We start from the raw sequence: 16579 nt of genomic DNA, 5'->3' as shown, positions 1-16579 counted from the left end.
AATGAGGACCTGGTCTCATTTAAAAATAAATGACTTCATTGGGTGAAATAAGAATGTCAGGAGTTTAAACGCAGAAATGTGATCAATGTCAATTATTTCAGGGATTGCAGTGCCGTCCGGCAAGGTAAAGCGCAAATCTGTGCTTTAGCGCGCAACCTTATGTGCATATGCTCAAAATAATATTTAAATAGTATTAATTAAATTAGCATTTGCACAATGATTATTATTCTCGCGCTGCTTATACTAATTCCCGAGTTCATTGCCGTAACGGCATAAATAAAACTCATAAATAACACCTTCCCCATAATAATAAAAATCAGCATAAGTACCCGAGGTAAATAAAATGATTCTGGACACCGTTGACGTAAAAAAGAAAGGCGTGCATACCCGCTATTTAATATTACTGATTATTTTTATTGTTACCGCCGTTAACTACGCCGATCGTGCAACGCTGTCTATTGCTGGTACCGAAGTGGCAAAAGAGTTGCAGTTAAGTGCGGTTTCGATGGGTTACATCTTCTCCGCTTTTGGCTGGGCCTACCTGCTGATGCAAATTCCCGGCGGCTGGCTGCTTGATAAGTTTGGCTCGAAAAAAGTTTACACCTACAGCCTCTTTTTCTGGTCGCTGTTCACCTTCCTGCAAGGCTTTGTTGATATGTTCCCGCTGGCCTGGGCAGGGATCTCCATGTTCTTTATGCGCTTTATGCTGGGGTTCTCGGAAGCGCCATCATTCCCGGCGAACGCCCGTATTGTCGCCGCCTGGTTTCCGACAAAAGAACGTGGAACTGCCTCCGCCATCTTTAACTCGGCGCAATATTTCTCGCTGGCGCTCTTTTCGCCGCTGCTTGGCTGGCTGACTTTCGCCTGGGGCTGGGAGCACGTCTTCACCGTTATGGGGGTGATTGGTTTTGTGCTGACGGCGCTGTGGATCAAGTTGATTCATAACCCGACAGATCACCCACGTATGTCTGCGGAAGAGCTGAAGTTTATCTCAGAAAATGGCGCGGTGGTCGATATGGACCACAAAAAGCCGGGCAGTGCGGCAGCAAGCGGTCCCAAACTGCATTACATCAAGCAATTGCTCTCTAACCGCATGATGCTGGGCGTATTTTTCGGACAATATTTTATCAACACCATCACCTGGTTCTTCCTCACCTGGTTCCCAATTTATCTGGTGCAGGAAAAAGGCATGTCGATTCTGAAAGTGGGTCTGGTCGCCTCGATTCCGGCACTGTGTGGCTTTGCGGGCGGCGTACTGGGAGGTGTCTTCTCGGATTATCTGATCAAACGCGGTTTGTCCCTGACCCTGGCACGTAAGCTACCGATTGTGCTGGGAATGTTGCTGGCTTCCACCATCATCTTATGTAACTACACCAACAACACCACGCTGGTGGTCATGCTGATGGCGCTGGCTTTCTTTGGCAAAGGATTTGGTGCGCTGGGCTGGCCAGTGATTTCTGACACCGCGCCGAAAGAGATTGTTGGTCTCTGCGGCGGCGTCTTTAACGTCTTTGGCAATGTTGCCTCCATTGTCACTCCACTGGTGATTGGCTACCTGGTAAGTGAATTGCACTCCTTCAATGCAGCACTGGTTTTCGTGGGATGTTCAGCGCTGATGGCGATGGTCTGCTACCTCTTCGTAGTTGGCGACATTAAACGTATGGAATTGCAGAAATAAGCAAAGGTATAAGCGATGAATAACGATGTTTTCCCGAATAAATTCAAAGCCGCACTGGCTGCGAAACAGGTACAAATTGGTTGCTGGTCAGCACTCTCTAACCCGATTAGCACTGAAGTTCTTGGTTTGGCTGGGTTTGACTGGCTGGTGCTGGATGGCGAACATGCGCCAAACGATATCTCCACGTTTATTCCGCAGTTAATGGCCCTGAAAGGCAGCGCCAGCGCGCCAGTAGTACGAGTGCCGACCAACGAGCCGGTAATTATTAAGCGTCTTCTGGATATCGGTTTCTATAACTTCCTGATTCCTTTTGTAGAAACAAAAGAGGAAGCAGAGCAGGCGGTGGCATCAACCCGTTACCCACCGGAAGGCATTCGCGGCGTCTCCGTTTCTCACCGCGCCAATATGTTTGGCACCGTGGCGGATTATTTCGCTCAGTCGAACAAGAACATCACCATTCTGGTCCAGATAGAAAGTCAGCAGGGCGTAGATAACGTCGATGCCATTGCCGCTACCGAAGGCGTAGACGGTATCTTCGTCGGCCCCAGCGATCTGGCTGCGGCATTAGGCCATCTCGGCAATGCCTCGCACCCGGATGTACAAAAAGCAATTCAGCATATTTTTAACCGTGCCAGTGCGCACGGCAAACCCAGCGGTATCCTCGCACCGGTCGAAGCCGATGCGCGTCGTTATCTGGAATGGGGGGCGACGTTTGTGGCTGTCGGCAGCGATCTCGGCGTCTTCCGCTCTGCCACTCAGAAACTGGCTGATACCTTTAAAAAATAACCACCACCGCAATAAGAGAGATGATTGATATGACTATGAAAGTTGGTTTTATTGGCCTGGGGATTATGGGTAAACCAATGAGTAAAAACCTTCTGAAAGCAGGTTACTCGCTGGTGGTTGCTGACCGTAACCCAGAAGCTATTGCTGACGTGATTGCTGCAGGTGCAGAAACAGCCTCTACGGCTAAAGCGATCGCTGAACAGTGCTACGTCATCATAACCATGCTGCCAAACTCCCCTCATGTGAAAGAGGTGACGCTGGGTGAGAATGGCATTATTGAAGGCGCGAAGCCTGGTACGGTATTGATCGATATGAGTTCTATCGCACCGCTGGCAAGCCGTGAAATCAGCGAAGCGCTGAAAGCGAAAGGCATTGATATGCTGGATGCTCCGGTGAGCGGCGGTGAACCGAAAGCTATCGACGGTACGCTGTCAGTGATGGTGGGCGGCGACAAGGCTATTTTCGACAAATACTATGATTTGATGAAAGCAATGGCGGGTTCCGTGGTGCATACCGGGGAAATTGGTGCAGGTAACGTTACCAAACTGGCGAATCAGGTCATTGTGGCGCTGAATATTGCCGCGATGTCAGAAGCGTTAACTCTGGCAACCAAAGCGGGCGTTAACCCGGATTTGGTGTATCAGGCAATTCGCGGTGGACTGGCGGGCAGTACCGTGCTGGATGCCAAAGCGCCGATGGTGATGGACCGCAACTTCAAGCCGGGCTTCCGTATTGATCTGCATATTAAGGATCTGGCAAATGCGCTGGATACTTCCCACGGCGTCGGCGCGCAACTGCCGCTCACAGCTGCGGTTATGGAGATGATGCAGGCACTGCGAGCAGATGGTTTAGGAACGGCAGATCATAGCGCCCTGGCGTGCTACTACGAAAAACTGGCGAAAGTCGAAGTTACTCGTTAATGACGTCGTGCCCGGATGGCGTATTGCAATCCGGGCCTGGAATCCAGGCCGAATAAGAGAAACGCCCTCCGGCGTCATGTGGTAACAGGCATAGGTATGAAAATCGTAATCGCCCCAGACTCTTATAAAGAAAGTTTATCTGCCAGCGAGGTTGCGCAGGCGATAGAAAAAGGATTTCGGGAAATTTTTCCTGATGCACAGTACGTTTCTGTTCCTGTTGCCGACGGTGGTGAAGGAACGGTGGAAGCGATGATTGCAGCCACCCAGGGTTCCGAACGTCACGCCTGGGTTACAGGGCCGCTGGGCGAGAAGGTGAATGCCAGTTGGGGGATCTCCGGCGATGGCAAAACCGCGTTTATTGAAATGGCGGCGGCCAGTGGGCTGGAGCTGGTACCTGCGGAAAAACGTGATCCACTCGTGACCACTTCACGCGGCACAGGCGAGTTAATTCTGCAGGCGCTGGAGAGCGGCGCGACAAACATTATTATCGGCATTGGCGGTAGCGCTACAAATGATGGCGGTGCAGGCATGGTACAGGCGCTGGGGGCGAAATTATGCGACGCCAACGGCAATGAAATTGGTTTTGGCGGCGGTAGTCTTAATACTCTGAATGATATTGATATTTCCGGCCTCGATCCGCGCTTAAAAGATTGCGTCATTCGCGTCGCTTGTGATGTCACCAATCCGCTGGTGGGCGATAACGGCGCATCGCGCATCTTTGGCCCACAAAAGGGAGCCAGTGAAGCGATGATTGTTGAGCTGGACAATAACCTCTCTCACTATGCCGATGTCATTAAAAAAGCGCTGCATGTTGATGTGAAAGATGTCCCCGGCGCAGGAGCTGCGGGTGGTATGGGCGCGGCGCTAATGGCGTTTCTTGGTGCGGAACTGAAAAGCGGTATTGAAATCGTCACTACGGCGCTGAATCTGGAGGAACATATTCACGATTGTACGCTGGTGATCACCGGTGAAGGGCGTATTGACAGCCAGAGTATACACGGCAAGGTTCCGATTGGCGTCGCAAACGTGGCGAAAAAGTACCATAAACCGGTGATTGGCATTGCGGGTAGCCTGACCAATGATGTTGGCGTTGTACATCAGCATGGCATTGATGCGGTCTTCAGCGTATTGAACAGTATTGGTACGTTGGACGAAGCATTCCGCGGGGCTTATGACAATATTTACCGTGCTTCACGTAATATCGCCGCGACACTGGCGATTGGAATGCGCAACGCGGGGTGACAAGGGCGCGCAAACCCTCTATACTGCGCGCCGAAGCTGACCAGACAGTCGCCGCTTCGTCGTCGTCCTCTTCGGGGGAGACGGGCGGAGGGGAGGAAAGTCCGGGCTCCATAGGGCAGGGTGCCAGGTAACGCCTGGGGGGGAAACCCACGACCAGTGCAACAGAGAGCAAACCGCCGATGGCCCGCGCAAGCGGGATCAGGTAAGGGTGAAAGGGTGCGGTAAGAGCGCACCGCGCGGCTGGTAACAGTCCGTGGCACGGTAAACTCCACCCGGAGCAAGGCCAAATAGGGGTTCATAAGGTACGGCCCGTACTGAACCCGGGTAGGCTGCTTGAGCCAGTGAGCGATTGCTGGCCTAGATGAATGACTGTCCACGACAGAACCCGGCTTATCGGTCAGTTTCACCTGTTTTACGTAAAAACCCGCTTCGGCGGGTTTTTGCTTTTCGGAGGAGCGGAAAGATGAATGACTGTCCACGACGCTATACCCAAAAGAAAGCGGCTTATCGGTCAGTTTCACCTGTTTTACGTAAAAACCCGCTTCGGCGGGTTTTTGCTTTTTGGAGCATAGTGTAAGATGAATAAATATTTACGGTATTAATAATAGACTTTGTAAGAAATTATTAAGTCTATATTGCATTTAAAAGGTCGTAATCATACGTATAGTCCTCTCTGGTAAAATATTGCTTCTCTGAGTTATAAGCTTCATATGTGTTATATTTTACGACCTCAAAGCAATTGCCATGAGAATTTTCGTCTTTCTCTAGTGTATTATCTGAAAGGAATTCCTCTGAGCTAGAATCCTCTATGTTTAAATCTGTATTGTAATTAATTTTTGGATCGATAAGATAAGCATTTTCTTTGACGCTTTCATAATCTTTAATGATTATATCGATGTAATAATCTATTTTTCCTGATGAGAATCCTTTCATCTCTGGTAATTTAATTCTGTTCAAGTAATTGTTAATTTTCGATGAGCTTTTATATATTTCTTTTGTTAATTCATTTTCTAATTGATCTGTTAGAGCTGCTCTTGGTATAGATTCTATAATTGCAAGTCTCATGATTTTTAATTGTTCTTCGGTAATATCTCCAAGCGCATTTAAACAACTTTCGACAAGCTTAATTTTTTCTTCAGAATACATATCGTTAATGCTTGTTATAACAGGCGTTATTTTTAGTAAATAATCCCATGAGATTGTGGCGTTTTGTTTTGAACTAACGAAATTTACCTGAAACATGTTGGCATTAGTAAAATCTGTGTCATCCAATTTAAAAGGATTTAAAATTGTATTGGCCATATGTTTATCTGTAAAATCATAAAGTTCTAAATCGACATTCCGTAAGTCCAGAGAGGATAGATCAACTATACCTCCACTACCACAACTAAAGATTACGTTCAACCTCCTGATTTCATTGTAAATGTCTTTCAATGGGCAATTAACATTGATATTGCCTGTGGATATTTCCTGGTTTTTTAACGGTTCATTAATTGTAAGTTCACAGGTATTGTCTGATCGTTGAATAATTCGGGCGTTATAACCAAAAAAATCCAGACGAAGAGACGAATCATTATAAAGAATTACATTTTGTAAGTACGCTAATTCTTTTTGAAAATCACCAGTGATAATGCATTTCCCACCTGGTTGTAACGCGTTAAGTAAAGTGACCATTTCAATAGAGGTCTGTTTTAGTTTTTCTATACCTGGTGCTAGTGCTTCGAGGTTATTAACTATGGGGCTTTCAGGAAGATCATTCATTTTTCGACGGACTAAATCACTACTAATATCATTACCAATTGATGAAACAGGGAACATTATTTTATCCTTTATAAATAATCAATAAAAATAATTATTAAAATGATCGGGTGAAAAAAAGAGAATTTGCCAACAATCTGAAGTAATGCTGGTTTTATTAAAGTGCGCAGGAGGTGTTAAGATGGCTTCTTTTCGGGTGAATTTTGCACAATACTTAGAAATCGTCTCCTTAATACATTCCAGCTCTTTTTTATTGACGGCTGAGCAAATACATTGTTCACCAAAAGGTGCAAAAGTGCCTACATCTAATGTTTGTATGATATAATCGTCATGTTCTCCTGTAGAAATATCTATGATGAATGGACTCATATTTTCCGGTTGGATTCGGATCATGACAGAAGGAATATCGCCTTGATAGAAATTCAATGCAGTAATTGCAGATAATACTCTCCGCAGTTCATTACTTATACTGTATATTTTATTAACGTCATTGGTGGAGACAATTTCTGCAAACTTTCTTTTTACCGTCCAATAATCAATATTTCTGTTGTGATTGTTAACCACTGCGTGCATTGGCGGGATTGAAGGGTGAAAAATATGTGCAATTGGGAAGCCTTTCATTGATGCCTGCCTTGTCATCATGACAAACAATAATAGATGTTTATTTTCCTCGCACGGCACTTTCGCACTATCAAAAAACGCTCATTTACCCGGCATTACAGTAAACGAAGCAACATTCTGTGGCCTACGCCGATCAAAAGCTCTGTGAAAATTCCCCTTGTTGTCTTTGGCTGACCTTATCGCGGCGACCAGCAATTATTCGTTTTGTGATCCTCAACACAAAATGCTATTCGTCACCTATGAGGGGAGAAGAATTTATGGAAAACGATTGCATTCACAAAATGACGTCCTGTCATGAGGGAGAAAGTTGACGTTAATCAATTGTTCGAGATGATCAATACCTGTATTCGAAATTTTAAAATATTGATAAAATAAATGTTTGTTCTCCAACAAATAGCGTGAAAAAATGTGACGTGCCGCATTATTTATCGCTGAAAATGGTTTATTTATAATAAAATTTGAGAACTTGCTCATTAAATTTAACTCAAATTTTGCCTGGTAATTATCCGGTAATTGCTTGAAATATGGTCTCAGCCCCTTTTTTGTATTAACCACATAACGAATGATGTTATCGCCATAAAATATGGTTATCCCCGTCATTTTTTTTGACAAAAATCAGGGTTTATGCTGATTTTTATACTTTAACTTATTGATATTTAAAGGTATTTAATTGACGTGAAGTTACCCTGGAAAGTATTGAAAGTTAATTTGTGAGTGGTCGCACATATCCTGTTCATTTCATTTTGATACACTTCATGCCGTCAATGAGGTAATTAACGTAGGTCGTTATGAGCACTATTCTTCTTCCGAAAACGCAGCACCTGGTAGTCTTTCAGGAAGTCATTAGAAGTGGTTCTATCGGCTCGGCTGCAAAAGAATTAGGGTTAACTCAACCGGCCGTCAGTAAAATCATTAACGATATTGAAGATTATTTTGGTGTGGAATTAGTGGTGCGGAAAAATACCGGTGTAACATTAACACCTGCCGGTCAATTGTTACTCTCTCGTTCCGAATCCATTACCCGTGAAATGAAAAATATGGTTAATGAGATAAGCGGTATGTCTTCTGAGGCGGTGGTGGAAGTCTCATTTGGTTTTCCTTCATTGATTGGTTTTACTTTTATGTCAGGGATGATCAACAAGTTCAAAGAGGTGTTCCCGAAAGCGCAGGTTTCTATGTATGAAGCGCAACTGTCTTCGTTCTTACCGGCAATCCGCGACGGTCGACTGGATTTTGCGATTGGTACGTTAAGTGCAGAAATGAAGCTTCAGGATTTACATGTTGAGCCGCTGTTCGAGTCCGAGTTTGTGCTGGTAGCCAGTAAGTCCCGAACATGCACCGGCACCACCACGCTGGAGTCGTTGAAGAACGAACAGTGGGTGTTGCCACAAACCAATATGGGGTACTACAGCGAGCTGCTTACTACGTTACAAAGAAATGGCATCAGTATTGAAAACATCGTTAAAACCGACTCAGTCGTGACAATTTATAATCTTGTTCTCAATGCTGATTTCTTAACTGTAATTCCATGTGATATGACATCACCTTTTGGTTCTAATCAATTTATTACTATTCCGGTTGAAGAAACATTACCTGTGGCACAATATGCCGCGGTATGGTCGAAAAATTATCGTATTAAAAAAGCAGCATCGGTTTTGGTGGAATTAGCCAAAGAGTATTCATCTTATAATGGGTGTAGACGAAGGCAATTAATAGAAGTTGGTTAGTTATTTGTTTTTATTTAAACATAAATAATCCACCTGTCTGTCTTGCAGGTGTCGGTTACGGTTACCTACATATTTAATTCAGGCGAAGAGGTTTTATAATGCATATTACATACGATCTGCCGGTTGCTATTGATGACATTATTGAAGCGAAACAACGACTGGCTGGGCGAATTTATAAAACAGGCATGCCTCGCTCCAACTATTTTAGTGAACGTTGCAAAGGTGAAATATTCCTGAAGTTTGAAAATATGCAGCGTACGGGTTCATTTAAAATTCGTGGCGCATTTAATAAATTAAGTTCACTGACCGATGCGGAAAAACGCAAAGGCGTGGTGGCCTGTTCTGCGGGCAACCATGCGCAAGGGGTTTCCCTCTCCTGCGCGATGCTGGGCATCGACGGTAAAGTGGTGATGCCAAAAGGTGCGCCAAAATCCAAAGTAGCGGCAACGTGCGACTACTCCGCAGAAGTCGTTCTGCATGGTGATAACTTCAACGACACTATCGCTAAAGTGAGCGAAATTGTCGAAATGGAAGGCCGTATTTTTATCCCACCTTACGATGATCCGAAAGTGATTGCTGGCCAGGGAACGATTGGTCTGGAAATTATGGAAGATCTCTATGATGTCGATAACGTGATTGTGCCAATTGGTGGTGGCGGTTTAATTGCTGGTATTGCGGTGGCAATTAAATCTATTAACCCGACCATCCGTGTTATTGGCGTACAGTCTGAAAACGTTCACGGCATGGCGGCTTCTTTCCACTCCGGAGAAATAACCACGCACCGAACTACCGGCACCCTGGCGGATGGTTGTGATGTCTCCCGCCCGGGTAATTTAACTTACGAAATCGTTCGTGAATTAGTCGATGACATCGTGCTGGTCAGCGAAGACGAAATCAGAAACAGTATGATTGCCTTAATTCAGCGCAATAAAGTCGTCACCGAAGGCGCAGGCGCTCTGGCATGTGCTGCATTATTAAGCGGTAAATTAGACCAATATATTCAAAACAGAAAAACCGTCAGTATTATTTCCGGCGGCAATATCGATCTTTCTCGCGTCTCTCAAATCACCGGTTTCGTTGACGCTTAATTAATTCGTTGAGGATAGGATATGAGTACTTCAGATAGCATTGTATCCAGCCAGACAAAACAATCGTCCTGGCGTAAATCAGATACCACATGGACGTTAGGCTTGTTTGGTACGGCAATCGGCGCCGGGGTGCTGTTCTTCCCTATCCGCGCAGGTTTTGGCGGACTGATCCCGATTCTTCTGATGTTGGTATTGGCATACCCCATCGCGTTTTATTGCCACCGGGCGCTGGCGCGTCTGTGTCTTTCTGGCTCTAACCCTTCCGGCAACATTACGGAAACGGTGGAAGAGCATTTTGGTAAAACTGGCGGCGTGGTTATCACGTTCCTGTACTTCTTCGCGATTTGCCCACTGCTGTGGATTTATGGCGTTACTATTACCAATACCTTTATGACGTTCTGGGAAAACCAGCTCGGCTTTGCACCGCTGAATCGCGGCTTTGTGGCGCTGTTCCTGTTGCTGCTGATGGCTTTCGTCATCTGGTTTGGTAAGGATCTGATGGTTAAAGTGATGAGCTACCTGGTATGGCCGTTTATCGCCAGCCTGGTGCTGATTTCTCTGTCGCTGATCCCTTACTGGAACTCTGCAGTTATCGACCAGGTTGACCTCGGTTCGCTGTCGTTAACTGGTCATGACGGTATCCTGATCACTGTCTGGCTGGGGATTTCCATCATGGTTTTCTCCTTTAACTTCTCGCCAATCGTCTCTTCCTTCGTGGTTTCTAAACGTGAAGAGTATGAGAAAGACTTCGGTCGCGACTTCACCGAACGTAAATGTTCCCAAATCATTTCTCGTGCCAGCATGCTGATGGTTGCAGTGGTGATGTTCTTTGCCTTTAGCTGCCTGTTTACGCTGTCTCCGGCCAACATGGCGGAAGCCAAAGCGCAGAATATTCCAGTGCTTTCTTATCTGGCTAACCACTTTGCGTCCATGACCGGTACCAAAACAACGTTCGCGATTACACTGGAATATGCGGCTTCCATCATCGCACTCGTGGCTATCTTCAAATCTTTCTTCGGTCACTATCTGGGGACGCTGGAAGGCTTGAATGGCCTGATTCTGAAGTTCGGTTATAAAGGTGACAAAACCAAAGTGTCGCTGGGTAAACTGAATACTCTCAGCATGATCTTCATCATGGGCTCCACCTGGGTTGTTGCCTACGCCAACCCGAACATCCTCGACCTGATTGAAGCCATGGGCGCACCGATTATCGCATCCCTGCTGTGCCTGTTGCCGATGTATGCCATCCGTAAAGCGCCGTCTCTGGCGAAATACCGTGGTCGTCTGGATAACGTGTTTGTTACCGTGATTGGTCTGCTGACCATCCTGAACATCGTATACAAACTGTTTTAATCCGTAACTCAGGATGAGAAAAGAGATGAATGAATTTCCGGTTGTTTTGGTTATTAACTGTGGTTCGTCTTCGATTAAGTTTTCCGTACTCGATGCCAGCGACTGTGAAGTATTAATGTCAGGTATTGCCGACGGTATTAACTCGGAAAATGCATTCTTATCCGTAAATGGGGGAGAGCCAGCACCGCTGGCTCACCACAGCTACGAAGGTGCATTGAAGGCAATTGCATTTGAACTGGAAAAACGGAATTTAAATGACAGTGTGGCCTTAATTGGCCACCGCATCGCTCACGGCGGCAGTATTTTTACCGAGTCCGCCATTATTACCGATGAAGTCATTGATAATATCCGTCGCGTTTCTCCACTGGCACCCCTGCATAATTACGCCAATTTAAGCGGTATTGAATCGGCGCAGCAATTATTTCCGGGCGTAACTCAGGTGGCGGTATTTGATACCAGTTTCCACCAGACGATGGCTCCGGAAGCTTATTTATACGGCCTGCCGTGGAAATATTATGAAGAGTTAGGTGTACGCCGTTATGGTTTCCACGGCACGTCGCACCGCTATGTTTCCCAGCGCGCACATTCTTTGCTGAATCTGGCGGAAGATGACTCCGGCCTGGTTGTGGCGCATCTTGGCAATGGCGCGTCAATCTGCGCAGTTCGCAACGGTCAGAGTGTTGATACCTCAATGGGAATGACGCCGCTGGAAGGCTTGATGATGGGTACCCGCAGTGGCGATGTCGACTTTGGTGCGATGTCCTGGGTCGCCAGCCAAACCAACCAGAGCCTGGGTGACCTGGAACGCGTAGTGAATAAAGAGTCGGGATTATTAGGTATTTCCGGTCTTTCTTCGGATTTACGTGTTCTGGAAAAAGCCTGGCATGAAGGTCACGAACGCGCGCAACTGGCAATTAAAACCTTTGTTCACCGAATTGCCCGCCATATTGCCGGACACGCAGCCTCATTACGTCGCCTGGATGGAATTATATTCACCGGCGGAATAGGAGAGAATTCAAGTTTAATTCGTCGTCTGGTCATGGAACATTTGGCTGTATTAGGCGTAGAGATTGATACAGAAATGAATAATCGCTCTAACTCCTGTGGTGAGCGAATTGTTTCCAGTGAAAATGCGCGTGTCATTTGCGCCGTTATCCCAACCAACGAAGAAAAAATGATTGCTTTGGATGCCATTTATTTAGGCAAAGTTAACGCGCCCGCAGAATTTGCATAATTTAGTTGAAGTATTGTAGAGAGATTATTTTTCATGAAGGTAGATATTGATACCAGCGATAAGCTGTACGCCGACGCATGGCTTGGCTTTAAAGGTACGGACTGGAAAAACGAAATTAATGTCCGCGATTTTATTCAACATAACTATACACCTTATGAAGGCGATGAATCTTTTCTCGCCGAAGCGACGCCTGCCACCACGGAATTGTGGGAAAAAGTGATGGAAGGCATCCGTATCGAAAATGCGACTCACGCGCCATTGGATTTCGATACTAATATTGCTACCACCATTACCGCTCATGATGCGGGATATATTAACCAGCCGCTGGAAAAAATAGTGGGCCTGCAAACGGATGCGCCATTAAAGCGTGCGCTGCATCCGTTCGGTGGCATTAATATGATTAAAAGTTCATTCCACGCCTATGGTCGTGAAATGGACAGTGAATTTGAATATCTGTTTACCGATCTGCGTAAAACCCATAACCAGGGCGTATTTGATGTTTACTCACCGGATATGCTGCGCTGCCGTAAATCTGGCGTGCTGACCGGTTTACCAGATGGCTATGGTCGTGGGCGCATTATCGGTGACTATCGCCGCGTGGCGCTATATGGCATCAGTTATCTGGTGCGTGAACGCGAACTGCAATTTGCCGATCTCCAGTCCCGTCTGGAAAAAGGCGAGGATCTGGAAGCCACCATCCGTCTGCGTGAGGAGCTGGCAGAGCATCGTCATGCGCTGTTGCAGATTCAGGAAATGGCGGCGAAATATGGCTTTGATATCTCTCGCCCGGCGCAGAATGCGCAGGAAGCGGTGCAGTGGCTCTACTTCGCTTATCTGGCGGCAGTGAAATCGCAAAATGGCGGCGCGATGTCGCTGGGCCGCACGGCATCGTTCCTCGATATCTACATTGAGCGCGACTTTAAAGCTGGCGTCCTCAATGAGCAGCAGGCACAGGAACTGATCGACCACTTCATTATGAAGATCCGTATGGTGCGCTTCCTGCGTACGCCGGAATTTGATTCGCTGTTCTCCGGCGATCCAATCTGGGCGACGGAAGTGATCGGCGGGATGGGGCTGGACGGTCGTACACTGGTGACCAAAAACTCCTTCCGCTATTTGCACACCCTGCACACTATGGGGCCTGCACCGGAACCTAACCTGACCATTCTTTGGTCGGAAGAATTACCGATTGCCTTCAAAAAATATGCCGCGCAGGTGTCAATCGTCACCTCTTCCTTGCAGTATGAAAACGACGATCTGATGCGTACTGACTTCAACAGCGACGATTACGCGATTGCCTGCTGCGTCAGCCCAATGGTGATTGGTAAGCAAATGCAGTTCTTTGGTGCACGCGCTAACCTGGCGAAAACGCTGCTGTACGCAATTAACGGCGGGGTGGATGAGAAGCTGAAGATTCAGGTCGGTCCGAAAACGGCACCGCTGATGGACGACGTGCTGGATTACGACAAAGTGATGGACAGTCTCGATCACTTCATGGACTGGCTGGCGGTGCAGTACATCAGCGCGCTGAATATCATTCACTACATGCACGACAAGTACAGCTACGAAGCTTCGCTGATGGCGCTGCACGATCGTGATGTTTATCGCACGATGGCTTGCGGCATCGCGGGTCTGTCGGTGGCGACGGACTCCCTGTCTGCCATCAAATATGCCCGCGTGAAACCGATCCGTGACGAAAACGGCCTGGCGGTGGATTTCGAAATCGACGGCGAATATCCGCAGTATGGCAACAACGACGAGCGCGTAGACAGCATTGCCTGCGATCTGGTTGAACGCTTTATGAAGAAAATTAAAGCGCTGCCAACCTATCGCAACGCCGTCCCCACCCAGTCGATTCTGACTATCACTTCTAACGTGGTGTACGGCCAGAAAACCGGTAACACGCCAGACGGTCGTCGCGCGGGTACACCGTTCGCACCGGGCGCTAACCCGATGCACGGTCGTGACCGCAAAGGTGCGGTAGCCTCGCTGACGTCGGTGGCGAAACTGCCGTTCACCTACGCCAAAGACGGGATCTCGTACACCTTCTCAATTGTCCCGGCGGCGCTGGGCAAAGAAGATCCAGTACGTAAAACCAACCTTGTCGGCCTGCTGGATGGGTATTTCCACCACGAAGCGGATGTCGAAGGCGGTCAACACCTCAACGTCAACGTAATGAATAGGGAAATGCTGCTGGATGCCATCGAGCACCCGGAAAAATATCCTAACCTGACAATCCGTGTCTCTGGCTACGCCGTGCGCTTCAACGCACTGACCCGTGAACAGCAACAGGATGTTATTTCACGTACTTTTACCCAGGCGCTCTGACGCCGGAGGATGTATGAAAAAGATTATCGAAACGCAACGTGCCCCAGGTGCAATCGGCCCTTATGTTCAGGGCGTTGATTTAGGCAGCATGGTCTTCACCTCCGGGCAAATTCCGGTTTGCCCACAGACCGGTGAGATCCCGGCTGATGTGCAAGATCAGGCGCGTTTAAGCCTCGAAAACGTCAAAGCGATCGTGGTTGCTGCCGGGCTGAGCGTGGGCGATATCATCAAGATGACCGTGTTCATCACCGATCTGAATGATTTTGCCACCATCAATGAAGTCTATAAGCAGTTCTTCGATGAGCATCAGGCGACCTACCCGACCCGGAGCTGTGTGCAGGTAGCGCGTTTGCCGAAAGATGTGAAGCTGGAAATTGAAGCCATCGCAGTACGTAGTGCGTAAAGCCTCGTGAGCGGGACGGTCGCAAGGTCGTTCCGCTCCACTTCACTGAACGGCAATCCGAGGGTGAGGATATGATTAGTGCATTCGATATTTTCAAAATTGGGATTGGTCCCTCCAGTTCGCATACCGTGGGGCCAATGAATGCCGGAAAAAGTTTTATTGATCGGCTGGAAAGTAGCGGCTTATTAACCGCGACGAGCCATATTGTGGTCGATCTGTACGGGTCGTTGTCACTGACGGGCAAAGGCCATGCCACGGATGTCGCCATCATCATGGGACTGGCAGGAAACAGTCCGCAGGATGTTGTCATTGATGAGATCCCTGCATTTATAGAGTTAGTAACGCGCAGCGGGCGGTTGCCGGTGGCTTCTGGGGCGCATATTGTTGATTTTCCTGTAGCAAAGAACATTATCTTCCATCCCGAAATGTTGCCTCGCCATGAGAACGGAATGCGGATCACTGCCTGGAAGGGGCAGGAAGCGCTATTAAGCAAAACCTATTACTCTGTCGGCGGCGGGTTTATTGTCGAAGAAGAACACTTCGGCCTGTCGCACGATGTCGAAACACCCGTACCTTACGATTTCCACTCAGCAGGTGAACTGCTGAAAATGTGTGATTACAACGGCCTGTCTATATCTGGCCTGATGATGCACAACGAGCTGGCGCTGCGCAGTAAAGCGGAAATTGACGCAGGGTTTGCCCGTATCTGGCAAGTGATGCATGACGGTATTGAACGTGGAATGAATACTGAAGGCGTGCTGCCTGGTCCGCTCAATGTGCCGCGCCGTGCCGTAGCGCTGCGTCGTCAGCTGGTTTCCAGCGATAACATCTCTAACGATCCGATGAATGTCATCGACTGGATCAACATGTACGCGCTGGCGGTTAGTGAAGAAAACGCAGCTGGCGGGCGCGTGGTAACGGCACCGACTAACGGTGCGTGCGGCATTATTCCGGCAGTGCTGGCTTATTACGATAAGTTCCGTCGTCCGGTAAACGAGCGGTCAATTGCCCGCTATTTTCTGGCTGCGGGGGCTATTGGCGCGCTGTATAAAATGAATGCCTCCATCTCTGGCGCGGAAGTCGGCTGTCAGGGGGAGATTGGCGTGGCCTGTTCAATGGCGGCGGCAGGGTTAACTGAACTACTGGGCGGCAGTCCGGCGCAGGTATGCAATGCGGCGGAAATCGCGATGGAGCATAACCTTGGGCTGACCTGCGATCCGGTTGCCGGACAGGTACAAATCCCGTGCATTGAACGTAATGCTATTAATGCCGTGAAAGCAGTAAACGCCGCGTGGATGGCGATGCGCCGCACCTCGGCACCGCGTGTTTCACTCGATAAAGTTATCGAGACGATGTATGAAACCGGCAAAGATATGAACGATAAATACCGCGAAACATCACGCGGAGGACTGGCTATTAAAGTGGTCTGCGGCTGACATTG

The 16579-nt window shown here is 47.8% G+C and carries 14 protein-coding genes and 1 other RNA gene; 12 read left to right on the top strand and 3 right to left on the bottom strand.

Annotated elements, in window-relative coordinates; translation table 11 throughout:
• Window positions 1–343: 343 nt before the first annotated feature.
• From garP to rnpB, 5 genes are all read left to right on the top strand, one after another.
• Entirely contained in the window at window positions 344–1678 is a 1335-nt protein-coding gene (gene garP, locus ACJHX7_RS06385) for a galactarate/glucarate/glycerate transporter GarP (protein WP_000599651.1), read from the top strand.
• 15 nt (window positions 1679–1693) lie between these two features.
• The gene (gene garL / locus ACJHX7_RS06380; protein ID WP_001058227.1) at window positions 1694–2464 is read left to right on the top strand and encodes a 2-dehydro-3-deoxyglucarate aldolase; all 771 of its coding nucleotides are present in this window, start codon (window positions 1694–1696) and stop codon (window positions 2462–2464) included.
• A gap of 29 nt (window positions 2465–2493) precedes the next feature.
• Window positions 2494–3384, top strand: a complete 891-nt coding sequence (garR, locus tag ACJHX7_RS06375) for a 2-hydroxy-3-oxopropionate reductase (protein WP_094029947.1) — start codon at window positions 2494–2496, stop codon at window positions 3382–3384.
• A gap of 96 nt (window positions 3385–3480) precedes the next feature.
• Complete coding sequence (garK, locus tag ACJHX7_RS06370; protein ID WP_094029908.1) at window positions 3481–4626, top strand: glycerate 2-kinase; 1146 nt, start codon at window positions 3481–3483, stop codon at window positions 4624–4626.
• Window positions 4627–4658: 32 nt separating this feature from the next.
• Window positions 4659–5035: RNase P RNA component class A (gene rnpB, locus ACJHX7_RS06365), an RNA gene on the top strand.
• Between the two features lie 221 nt (window positions 5036–5256).
• Here rnpB and ACJHX7_RS06360 read toward each other — a convergent pair.
• From ACJHX7_RS06360 to tdcR, 3 genes are all read right to left on the bottom strand, one after another.
• Window positions 5257–6444 carry a YhaC family protein gene (locus ACJHX7_RS06360; RefSeq protein WP_094029909.1) on the bottom strand — a complete coding sequence of 396 codons (1188 nt, stop codon included), beginning with the start codon at window positions 6442–6444 and terminating at the stop codon, window positions 5257–5259.
• Window positions 6445–6465: 21 nt separating this feature from the next.
• Entirely contained in the window at window positions 6466–7005 is a 540-nt protein-coding gene (gene yhaB / locus ACJHX7_RS06355; protein WP_000675735.1) for a protein YhaB, read from the bottom strand.
• Window positions 7006–7260: 255 nt separating this feature from the next.
• Window positions 7261–7479 (bottom strand): transcriptional activator TdcR, encoded by a 219-nt coding sequence (tdcR, locus tag ACJHX7_RS06350; protein ID WP_135143344.1) that lies wholly within the window; start codon window positions 7477–7479, stop codon window positions 7261–7263.
• A gap of 314 nt (window positions 7480–7793) precedes the next feature.
• On the opposite strand from tdcR, the gene tdcA reads away from it, so the two are divergent.
• From tdcA to tdcG, 7 genes are all read left to right on the top strand, one after another.
• On the top strand, window positions 7794–8732 hold the full coding sequence (gene tdcA, locus ACJHX7_RS06345) for a transcriptional regulator TdcA (protein ID WP_000104211.1): 939 nt from the start codon (window positions 7794–7796) through the stop codon (window positions 8730–8732).
• A 98-nt stretch (window positions 8733–8830) separates the two neighbouring features.
• Window positions 8831–9820 (top strand): bifunctional threonine ammonia-lyase/L-serine ammonia-lyase TdcB, encoded by a 990-nt coding sequence (gene tdcB, locus ACJHX7_RS06340; RefSeq protein ID WP_000548347.1) that lies wholly within the window; start codon window positions 8831–8833, stop codon window positions 9818–9820.
• A 21-nt stretch (window positions 9821–9841) separates the two neighbouring features.
• Window positions 9842–11173, top strand: a complete 1332-nt coding sequence (gene tdcC / locus ACJHX7_RS06335) for a threonine/serine transporter TdcC (protein ID WP_000107721.1) — start codon at window positions 9842–9844, stop codon at window positions 11171–11173.
• Window positions 11174–11198: 25 nt separating this feature from the next.
• Window positions 11199–12407 carry a propionate kinase gene (gene tdcD, locus ACJHX7_RS06330; protein WP_022646156.1) on the top strand — a complete coding sequence of 403 codons (1209 nt, stop codon included), beginning with the start codon at window positions 11199–11201 and terminating at the stop codon, window positions 12405–12407.
• 33 nt (window positions 12408–12440) lie between these two features.
• Window positions 12441–14735: a 2-ketobutyrate formate-lyase/pyruvate formate-lyase gene (gene tdcE / locus ACJHX7_RS06325; protein ID WP_022646155.1), complete on the top strand. Its 2295-nt coding sequence runs from the start codon at window positions 12441–12443 to the stop codon at window positions 14733–14735.
• 13 nt (window positions 14736–14748) lie between these two features.
• The gene (locus ACJHX7_RS06320; protein WP_000719990.1) at window positions 14749–15138 is read left to right on the top strand and encodes an enamine/imine deaminase; all 390 of its coding nucleotides are present in this window, start codon (window positions 14749–14751) and stop codon (window positions 15136–15138) included.
• 71 nt (window positions 15139–15209) lie between these two features.
• A complete protein-coding gene (gene tdcG / locus ACJHX7_RS06315) occupies window positions 15210–16574 on the top strand; it encodes an L-serine ammonia-lyase (RefSeq protein WP_410231545.1) in 1365 nt (454 codons plus the stop codon).
• Window positions 16575–16579 lie beyond the last annotated feature (5 nt).

Origin of the sequence: Escherichia sp. WS1451 (assembly GCF_046487365.1) — a bacterium.
In the GTDB taxonomy this organism is placed as follows: Bacteria; Pseudomonadota; Gammaproteobacteria; order Enterobacterales; family Enterobacteriaceae; genus Escherichia; species Escherichia coli.
The sequence above is the reverse complement of the archived record's forward strand: the minus strand, read 5'-3'. Positions and strand labels throughout refer to the sequence as shown.

Excerpts from the sequence above, each read along its gene's own strand:
- yhaB (WP_000675735.1), bottom strand. The coding sequence starts at position 7,005 with ATGAAAGGCTTCCCAATTGCACATATTTTTCACCCTTCAATCCCGCCA.
- tdcG (WP_410231545.1), top strand. The coding sequence starts at position 15,210 with ATGATTAGTGCATTCGATATTTTCAAAATTGGGATTGGTCCCTCCAGT.
- tdcE (WP_022646155.1), top strand. The coding sequence starts at position 12,441 with ATGAAGGTAGATATTGATACCAGCGATAAGCTGTACGCCGACGCATGG.
- tdcR (WP_135143344.1), bottom strand. The coding sequence starts at position 7,479 with ATGAGCAAGTTCTCAAATTTTATTATAAATAAACCATTTTCAGCGATA.
- tdcB (WP_000548347.1), top strand. The coding sequence starts at position 8,831 with ATGCATATTACATACGATCTGCCGGTTGCTATTGATGACATTATTGAA.
- garK (WP_094029908.1), top strand. The coding sequence starts at position 3,481 with ATGAAAATCGTAATCGCCCCAGACTCTTATAAAGAAAGTTTATCTGCC.
- tdcC (WP_000107721.1), top strand. The coding sequence starts at position 9,842 with ATGAGTACTTCAGATAGCATTGTATCCAGCCAGACAAAACAATCGTCC.
- ACJHX7_RS06320 (WP_000719990.1), top strand. The coding sequence starts at position 14,749 with ATGAAAAAGATTATCGAAACGCAACGTGCCCCAGGTGCAATCGGCCCT.
- tdcA (WP_000104211.1), top strand. The coding sequence starts at position 7,794 with ATGAGCACTATTCTTCTTCCGAAAACGCAGCACCTGGTAGTCTTTCAG.
- garL (WP_001058227.1), top strand. The coding sequence starts at position 1,694 with ATGAATAACGATGTTTTCCCGAATAAATTCAAAGCCGCACTGGCTGCG.
- garP (WP_000599651.1), top strand. The coding sequence starts at position 344 with ATGATTCTGGACACCGTTGACGTAAAAAAGAAAGGCGTGCATACCCGC.
- garR (WP_094029947.1), top strand. The coding sequence starts at position 2,494 with ATGACTATGAAAGTTGGTTTTATTGGCCTGGGGATTATGGGTAAACCA.
- ACJHX7_RS06360 (WP_094029909.1), bottom strand. The coding sequence starts at position 6,444 with ATGTTCCCTGTTTCATCAATTGGTAATGATATTAGTAGTGATTTAGTC.
- tdcD (WP_022646156.1), top strand. The coding sequence starts at position 11,199 with ATGAATGAATTTCCGGTTGTTTTGGTTATTAACTGTGGTTCGTCTTCG.